Origin of the sequence: Candidatus Protofrankia californiensis, from assembly GCF_900634765.1 — a bacterium.
GTDB classification, from domain to species: Bacteria; Actinomycetota; Actinomycetes; order Frankiales; family Frankiaceae; genus Protofrankia; species Protofrankia californiensis.
Window position 1 is genome coordinate 78,318 of record NZ_CAAAFT010000067.1, and the last position, 7,355, is coordinate 85,672.

Genomic DNA, 7,355 nt, shown 5'->3' on the forward strand with positions numbered 1-7,355 from the left:
GCGGGGACGAGTTCGCCGTCATCCTGGGTGACACCGACAGCGCCCGGGCGCGCGATGTCGCGGACCGGCTGCTGGAGTCGATCCGGCGGCCGATATCGGTCGCCGGGCGTTCCGTCACCGTCGACGCGACGATCGGTGTCGCCCTTGCGGAGTCGCAGGACGCGCCCCCCGGCGCGGTCGTCCGCAACGCGGATCTCGCGATGTACCGGGCAAAGGAGGCCGGTCGGGTGCGCCAGGCCGCCTGCGTGCCCACCGCCGGCCAGCCCTGACGTCACAGCCAATCATGGGCGCGTGGGTGCGCGCCGCCGGACCCGGCCTAACCGGTGGTCCGCCGCCGTCCGCCGCGGGCACGCAGGTAGTCGCGCACGACGTAGCGGCCGAGCGCGCCCGGATCCGGGGAGAGCATCCGACCACCGTTGCGGCGGACGACCTCGTCGACGAACTGGACCAGCCGTGGTTCGTCGTCGAGCATGAAAACGTTGATGGTCGCCCCGCGGCGGGTGAGCCGGTCCACCTCGGCCAGGGTCAGTTCCAGGGTCTCCGGGACCGGCGGCCAGGAGAAGGACGGGGTCCCGTTGCGCATGAGGTGCGCAGTCGGCTCACCGTCAGTGATAATCAGCACGACCGGTTCGGAATCCGGGTACCGCGACAGCAACCGGCCCGCGATCATCAGAGCGTGCTGCAGGTTCGTACCCTGTACGACCTCGGAGTCCAGGCCCGCCAGCTCGACCGGACGCAGCAGACGGGCATAGTCGGAGAACCCGACCAGATGGATCGTGTCCTGCGGGAACTTCGTGCTGATCAGGGTGTGCAGCGCCAGCGCCGTCGACTTCGCCACTCCCCAGGTGCCCCGCAGCGCCATCGAGTAGGACAGGTCCACCAGCAGGCAGACGGCCGCGGAGGACCGGCGTTCGGTCTCGGTCACCTCGAAGTCAGCGACTTCCAGCCCCACCGCCCCGTCCGGGCCGCTCGGACCCGCCCGCAGCACCGCGTTGCGTACCGTGCGCACCACGTCGATCGGCTGCGTGTCGCCGAAGTGCCATGGCCGGGACGTCCCGGTGGGCTCTCCCGCGGCACCGGCGTCCCGGGAATCGTGATCGCCGCGTCCGCGGGCGTCCATGCGCTGGAAGATGCGTGACAGCGCGCTCTGGCCGATCCGGCGGACCGCCTGCGGGGTCAGTTCCAGCTTGCCGGCATTGCGGGTCAGGAAACCCTGGCGCTCCAGCTCCTTCTCGATCTGCTGGAGGGTACGCAGGTCGTCGACGGCGTCCCGGCCCAGCGCCCGGGCGACCGCGTCCGGGTCGACGTCGTCGAGGGACGCCCCGGGGTAGTCCTGCGACAGCGCGGCGGCGAGCTCGTCGAGTTCGGCCAGCTCCTCCAGGACGCTCGTGGCCTCGCCCAGCCCAAGCGCTGTGTCACCGGTCATCGGGTCACGGAAACGGCCGCGCCGGCCCCAGCCGAGGTCCGGACGGGCGGCGCGCAGCGCCTGCTGCAGCCGGGACAGCTCGGCCGCCATACCCAGGTCGGCCATGGCCGACGCCATCAGATCGGCCAGCTCCTGGCGCTGCTGGGGGGACAGGCCCGCCAGCAGCCGGGCAGCGGCGGCGGCGCGGCGCGCCAGCGAGTCCACCAGCTCGTCCAGGGACTGCGGGTTCTCCGGGAAGAAGTCGCCGAACGAGCGCATGAAGTTCGCGAAGGCGTCGTCGGTGTGCTCACCGCGGGCGTCGGCTTCCAGCATGTCGTTGAGGGCGCCCAGCATCTCGGTCACCCGGGCCATGTCCTGCGGTGTGGCGTTCTCCAGCACCTGTTTCATGCCGCGGAACTGCGTGTCGAGTACCTCGCGGCGGAGCAGGTCGGAGATCTTCTCGAAGGTCTCGCGCGCCTGTGACGAACGCCACTCGTAGGTGGACAGTGCGTTCACGGCCCGAGCCGGATCGGCCGGCAGCGCGTCGAGTTCGGCCTCGCGCAGCCGGGCGTCGTCGGAGGGGTCGGGGAACAGCTGCGCACGCTCCTGGCCGACGGCGGTGTCGAGGAGTTCACGGACCTGTTCCAGGGTGCCGTCCAGGCGGCCGCGCGCACGGGCCTCGCGCCGGCGGCGTTCCACCTGCCGGCGCAGGTCCTCAAGCCCGCGGCGCTGGTTGGTACCGCGCCGCAGCAACGCGTCCAGCGCCTCGCGCGGGGTGCGGCCGTCCAGGATGTGCTCGGACATCTCGTCGAGCGCGCCCGCGACGTCGAACGGGTAGGCGAGCGGGTCCGGGCCGCCGTCCCACGGGCCGTACCGGAAGCCCGCCGACCCGGTCGGATCGCTCATGCGCCGTACACCGTCCGGCCCGGTAGTTCCTCCTTGGCCAGCCGCCGGTTGAGGTGCAGGCCCTCCATGGCCAGTTCCAGCCCGGCCGCGGCGAGCCCCGGTGCCTCGGCGCCGTCGATGCCCAGTTTCGTCAGGATCGCGGCGAGCCCCGGCACCGGACCGACCCGCCGCAGCAGTTCCGCAGCGGGGACGAGGTCACCGGTCTCGACCGGCCCGTCCACCTCGAACCGCCGTTGCAGGCCGGCGAGGTCGGTGCCGGCGAGCCGGGCGCGGAAGGTTTCGGCGACGGCCCGGCGCAGCAGGTGCGCGAGGATCTCGTCCTCCCGCCCTTCCTCGAGCTGGTCGAACTCGATCTTCCCGCGCACCGCGGGCACGATCGCCGCAAGGTCGACGACCCGGGCGGTGGGGACGTCCTCGCCGGCCAGGGCCGCGCGGCGTACCGCCGAGGCGGCCACGGTCTCCGCGGCGGCCACCGACAACCGGGCCGACACGCCGGACCGGCGGTCGACCTGGGGTGCGTCGCGGACCAGCCGGGTGAAGCGCGCCACCACCTCCAGCAGGTGGTCCGGGACGGCGGGAAAGCCCAGCGGCGACTCCTTCCAGTCCAGCACCGCCTCCTGCCGGATCAGGGCCAGTTCGTCGTCGAGCCGCAGCGGGTAGTGGGTGCGGACCTCGGCGCCGAAGCGGTCCTTGAGCGGCGTGATGATCCTGCCGCGGTTGGTGTAGTCCTCGGGGTTCGCCGAGGCGATGAGGAACAGGTCCAGAGGGAGCCGCAGGATGTAGCCGCGGACCTGGATGTCGCGCTCCTCCAGCACGTTGAGCAGGGAGACCTGGATGCGTTCGGCGAGGTCGGGCAGCTCGTTGACGCTGAAGATGCCCCGGTTGGTGCGCGGTATCAGGCCGTAGTGGACGGTCTCCGGGTCGCCGAGGGTACGGCCCTGCGCGACCTTCACGGGGTCGACGTCACCGATCAGGTCGCCGACGCTCGTGTCCGGCGTGGCGAGCTTCTCGCCGAACCGTTCCGACCGGTGCTTCCAGGCGACCGGTGTGTCGTCGCCGAGCTCGGCGAGCAGCAACCGACATCCGGTGCACACCGGCGCGTAGGGATGGTCGTTGATCTCGCAGCCGGCGACCACCGGCGTCCATTCGTCCAGCAGACCGACCAGGGTGCGGATCAGGCGGGTCTTGCCCTGCCCCCGCTCGCCGAGGAAGACGATGTCGTGACCGGCCAGCAGCGCACGTTCCACCTGGGGGAGCACTGTGTCGTCGAAGCCGACGATGCCGGGGAACCGGCTCTCGCCGCTCGCCATTCGGGCAAGGGTGTTGTCCCGCAGCTCCGTGCGTACGGACCGATGCCGGTGTCCTGAGCCGCGCAGGACGCCCAGTGTTGTCGGTTCGGGGGACGGCGGCGCCGGGGACCCTGACAGATCGAGCACCAGTTGACGGTACGTCCCCGCGCTCCGTCGCGCAGGGAAGTCGCATTGTGTCCACGTCCGGCATGCCGGGTGTCCACCGGTCGGCATACCGGACGTGGGGGTGCGCACCGGTCGGTCGGCCGGGGTATGTCAGTGGGAGTACGGCTCCACCGCGACGATCTCAACGGTGGCCGAGCGGCCGTTGGGCAGGGTATAGGTGACGGTGTCACCCGCCTTGTGGCCGGTCACGGCTCCGCCGAGCGGCGACTGGGCCGAGTACACCTCCAGCGACGTGCTGTGGTCCTCCCTGGACCCGATCAGGAACTTCTCCGTGCCGTCGTCCCCGGCGAAGCGCACTTCGACCACGGTGCCCGGACCTGCCGCACCGTTGAACTGCGGAGCCTGCCCGACTCGGGCGTCACGCAGCAGGTCGGTGAGCTGCCGGATGCGCGACTCCATCTTGCCCTGCTCCTCCTTGGCCGCGTGGTAGCCGCCGTTCTCCTTGAGGTCGCCCTCCTCGCGGGCAGCTTCGATCTTGTTGGCGATCTCGACACGACCGGTCCCGGTGAGGTGGTCGAGCTCCCCGCGGAGCCGGTCGTACGCCTCCTGGGTCAGCCACGTCTGCTGCGACACGCGTCACGCTCCTAGATTCCTGAAGAGGCCCGGAAACACGGGAAGAACCATGATCGTTCATCCTCCGGACGCTCGTACTTTCGACGGCCACACGACGCATACGACCGACCCGCGGTGAAGTCGGTCGTATCTCGATTCGGCCTCGTCGGGCCCATACGGACCCCTGGACAGGGACAGTGGGTCGGGTGCTCGGAAATTACGGGATGCACGGTTGGTCGAGAGCGGATTACGAGGTGATGGGACTGGGGCAAACGCCCAGCCTAACAGTTGGCGTTCGAGTCGGAACAGCGTGAGCAAGCGCCGCTGCTTGCCGTGCGAGGCGAACCAGGAATCGGCCGCGCCCTGGTCGCACGCCAGTGGCCCGAGCGGCTGTCAGCCGGCGCGGGCGATCTGACAGTCCTCGACCTCGACCACGTTCGCTTCCCGGGACGTGGCGAGTACGACCGTTGTGGTCATGACCCGCTGGCCGTCCGTAGCCGGACCGACAACGATGTCGGTGCGCCGGCCGACGACCTCGTTGTCCCGGGAGCGTGCGCGGACAGTGCATTGTGCCACGGCGTTGGGTGACTTTTCCACATCGAAGGTCAGCTGGGCCTGCGTCGGAGCGATCCGGTAGGCGCGGGTCCCGTAGTTCAGGCGCTCCGGATGGCCCTGGATCCACGCCGCTCCCACCGCGGCGACCACGACGATGACGAACCCCGCCAGCAGGAACCAGGGGGCGACCCGGATGCCACCGAGCCACGGGATGTCCAGGAGGCGTCGTGCCACGGCGAACATGCCCGACTTTCCCGTCGGGGAGCCGGGTGGCGTCGTAGTGGAGCCGGTCACGGAAGGCATCGGGAACAATGGTCGCATGTCCATGGCGATCAACGGGGGTGGCCTGCGACTCATGGCCGTGCATGCCCACCCCGACGACGAGTCCAGCAAGGGCGCTGCCACCATGGCCCGTTACGTCCACGAGGGTGCCGACGTCCTCGTGGTGACCTGCACCGGTGGTGAGGCCGGAACCGTCCTCAACCCCGCCCTGGACCGTCCGGACGTCCACGAGCGCCTCGTCGAGCTGCGCAGGGCCGAGATGGGCGAGGCGCGGCGCATCCTCGGCGTCCAACAGGTCTGGCTGGGTTTTCGCGACTCCGGACTGCCCGAGGGCGACCCGCTCCCACCCCTTCCGGAGGGCTGTTTCGCGCTCACGCCCCTCGCCGACGCGGCCAGACCGCTGGTCAGGTTGATGCGCGAGTTCCAGCCACAGGTCGTGGTCACCTACGACGAGAACGGTGGTTATCCACACCCCGACCACATCATGAACCACAAGATCACGATCGAGGCGTTCGAGGCCGCGGGTGACCCCGGGCTGTACCGGGAGGTGGGTCAGGACATCGGCGTGGCACCGTGGCAGCCTCTCAAGCTCTACTACCATCAGACGTTCCACAAGGAGCGGATGCTCGCCCTGCACGACGCCATGCAGGCAAGCGGGCGGGAGTCACCATACGCCGCCATGTTGGAGAAGTGGGTCGACCGCTCCGACGACTCCGGCCGGATCACCACCAGAGTGCCGTGCGGCGACTTCTTCGAGACCCGCGACCGCGCGCTGCTGGCACACGCGACCCAGGTCGACCCGAACGGACCCTGGTTCCGCGTTCCGCTGGAGATCCAGCGGAAGGCCTGGCCCACCGAGGACTACCAGCTTGCCCGGTCGTTGATCGAGGTGGGCATGCTGCCCGAGGACGACCTGTTCAACGGCATCCGCTGAGTCGTCCTTCAACGGCATCCGCCGAGCGCTTCGGGGACTTCGGCGATACCCGACCTTCGACCGGTTACCGCTGTCGACCGATCACCTGTCATCTATCCGCCGGTAACCCTGAAATCATCCGTAGTCGGGGCACGGTCGCTCGTCATCGGTCGTTGCTGGTGACGGAGGGTGTGACCGTGGGCATCCAAATCCGCGTACACCTTGAGACTGACGAGGGGATCACATCATGGCGATCTGGGATCGTCTGCGCACCAGTACCGCATCGATGCAGCAACAGCTCAACGCCAAGAAGAACGATCTGAAGAGTGGTGCCTTCAGGGATGCCAGCATGGCCATCTGCGCCCTGGTGGCCGCCGCCGACGGGACCATCGACCTGGAGGAGCGTCGCAAGGTCGCCTCGCTCATCGCTTCCAACGAGGTACTCCAGAACTTCCCCGCCGAGCAGCTCCAGCAGAAGTTCAACGACTACTGCAACAGGCTGCAGACCGACTTCGACTTCGGCAAGGTCGGTGTCATCCAGGACATCGGCAAGACGAAGAAGAAGCCGGCCGAGGCCCGCGCGGTGATCCAGATCGGGATCGTCATCGGAGGCGCGGACGGTCACTTCGACAAGTCCGAGCAGCAGGTCGTCCGCGACGCCTGCTACGCGGTGGGGCTGGATCCCAACGAGTTCGACCTCTGATCGCTAAACCCCAGCCGGTGCCTGATCGCCAGGCCACTGGCTCCGGCCGGAGCTCGGCGGCGTTTCTCGTCGCCTTGCCAGCCGTTTGCCCTGCTCGGCGCTCAGCAACGTAGGGTACGGGGGTGACTCTCGCTGGACAGCTCCTCGCGCTCGAGGTCAGCGCGGGCGCCGGCGGATTCCTCGTCGTCCTGCTGCTGGGCCTCGCCGCTGTCGGTCTTTTCGTGATGATGCCGCGCAGCCTGGCCCGGATGCGCGGCAACATCGCCAGCGGGCGGTTCGGTGACCGCGCGACCGATCGGAACAAGCCGGCCGGCGGTCAGGGCTCCGACACCGGTATCCCGCCCCAACACTCGCCGCGGCACGACCAGTAAGCGCCCCTGGGAGCTGCATCCCCTCAAACGCCCCCGCGCCGGATCAGCCGCGTTCCGTATCGGTCATGATGTGGACGGTCAGGCCTGGGCGCCGAACCGGGCATCTGCCGCAGGACGCCGCCGAGGGTGTAGGTGAAAACCGTTGGTATGGCAGCGGTTTCTACCTACGCTTTCAGCTCAGTCGGCGTCGGCT

8 protein-coding genes are annotated in these 7,355 nt (G+C 69.4%); 4 read left to right on the forward strand and 4 right to left on the reverse strand.

Annotated features, from left to right (window positions below):
- Positions 1-269 (forward strand): GGDEF domain-containing protein (locus tag DD1DGNOD_RS04350; RefSeq protein WP_131769505.1); only part of this gene is annotated, 269 nt, incomplete at its 5' end.
- Between the two features lie 47 nt (positions 270-316).
- On the opposite strand, the gene DD1DGNOD_RS04355 is transcribed toward DD1DGNOD_RS04350, so the two are convergent.
- The 4 genes from DD1DGNOD_RS04355 to DD1DGNOD_RS04370 all read right to left on the reverse strand — a co-directional run bounded on the left by DD1DGNOD_RS04355 (position 317) and on the right by DD1DGNOD_RS04370 (position 5,187).
- Positions 317-2,311, reverse strand: coding sequence for a vWA domain-containing protein (locus tag DD1DGNOD_RS04355; RefSeq protein ID WP_131765323.1), 1,995 nt, complete (start codon positions 2,309-2,311; stop codon positions 317-319).
- Positions 2,308-3,747: a magnesium chelatase gene (locus tag DD1DGNOD_RS04360; RefSeq protein ID WP_131765324.1), complete on the reverse strand. Its 1,440-nt coding sequence runs from the start codon at positions 3,745-3,747 to the stop codon at positions 2,308-2,310. Before DD1DGNOD_RS04360 ends, DD1DGNOD_RS04355 begins: the two co-directional genes overlap by 4 nt.
- Before the next feature lie 129 nt (positions 3,748-3,876).
- Positions 3,877-4,359: a transcription elongation factor GreA gene (gene greA / locus DD1DGNOD_RS04365; RefSeq protein ID WP_131765325.1), complete on the reverse strand. Its 483-nt coding sequence runs from the start codon at positions 4,357-4,359 to the stop codon at positions 3,877-3,879.
- Positions 4,360-4,731: 372 nt separating this feature from the next.
- Positions 4,732-5,187 (reverse strand): DUF4307 domain-containing protein, encoded by a 456-nt coding sequence (locus tag DD1DGNOD_RS04370; RefSeq protein WP_165036410.1) that lies wholly within the window; start codon positions 5,185-5,187, stop codon positions 4,732-4,734.
- Positions 5,188-5,212: 25 nt separating this feature from the next.
- Here DD1DGNOD_RS04370 and mca point away from each other — a divergent pair, with 25 nt between their 5' ends.
- The 3 genes from mca (at position 5,213) to DD1DGNOD_RS04385 (ending at position 7,162) form a co-directional block, all read left to right on the forward strand.
- Positions 5,213-6,109 carry a mycothiol conjugate amidase Mca gene (mca, locus tag DD1DGNOD_RS04375; RefSeq protein ID WP_131769498.1) on the forward strand — a complete coding sequence of 299 codons (897 nt, stop codon included), beginning with the start codon at positions 5,213-5,215 and terminating at the stop codon, positions 6,107-6,109.
- 226 nt (positions 6,110-6,335) lie between these two features.
- On the forward strand, positions 6,336-6,791 hold the full coding sequence (locus DD1DGNOD_RS04380; RefSeq protein ID WP_131769499.1) for a tellurite resistance TerB family protein: 456 nt from the start codon (positions 6,336-6,338) through the stop codon (positions 6,789-6,791).
- Positions 6,792-6,913: 122 nt separating this feature from the next.
- Positions 6,914-7,162, forward strand: a complete 249-nt coding sequence (locus DD1DGNOD_RS04385; RefSeq protein WP_131769500.1) for a hypothetical protein — start codon at positions 6,914-6,916, stop codon at positions 7,160-7,162.
- Positions 7,163-7,355 lie beyond the last annotated feature (193 nt).

Bases quoted from the DNA above. Each gene is read 5' to 3' on its own strand.
- mca (WP_131769498.1), top strand. From the start codon at position 5,213: ATGTCCATGGCGATCAACGGGGGTGGCCTGCGACTCATGGCCGTGCAT.
- DD1DGNOD_RS04355 (WP_131765323.1), bottom strand. From the start codon at position 2,311: ATGAGCGATCCGACCGGGTCGGCGGGCTTCCGGTACGGCCCGTGGGAC.
- DD1DGNOD_RS04380 (WP_131769499.1), top strand. From the start codon at position 6,336: ATGGCGATCTGGGATCGTCTGCGCACCAGTACCGCATCGATGCAGCAA.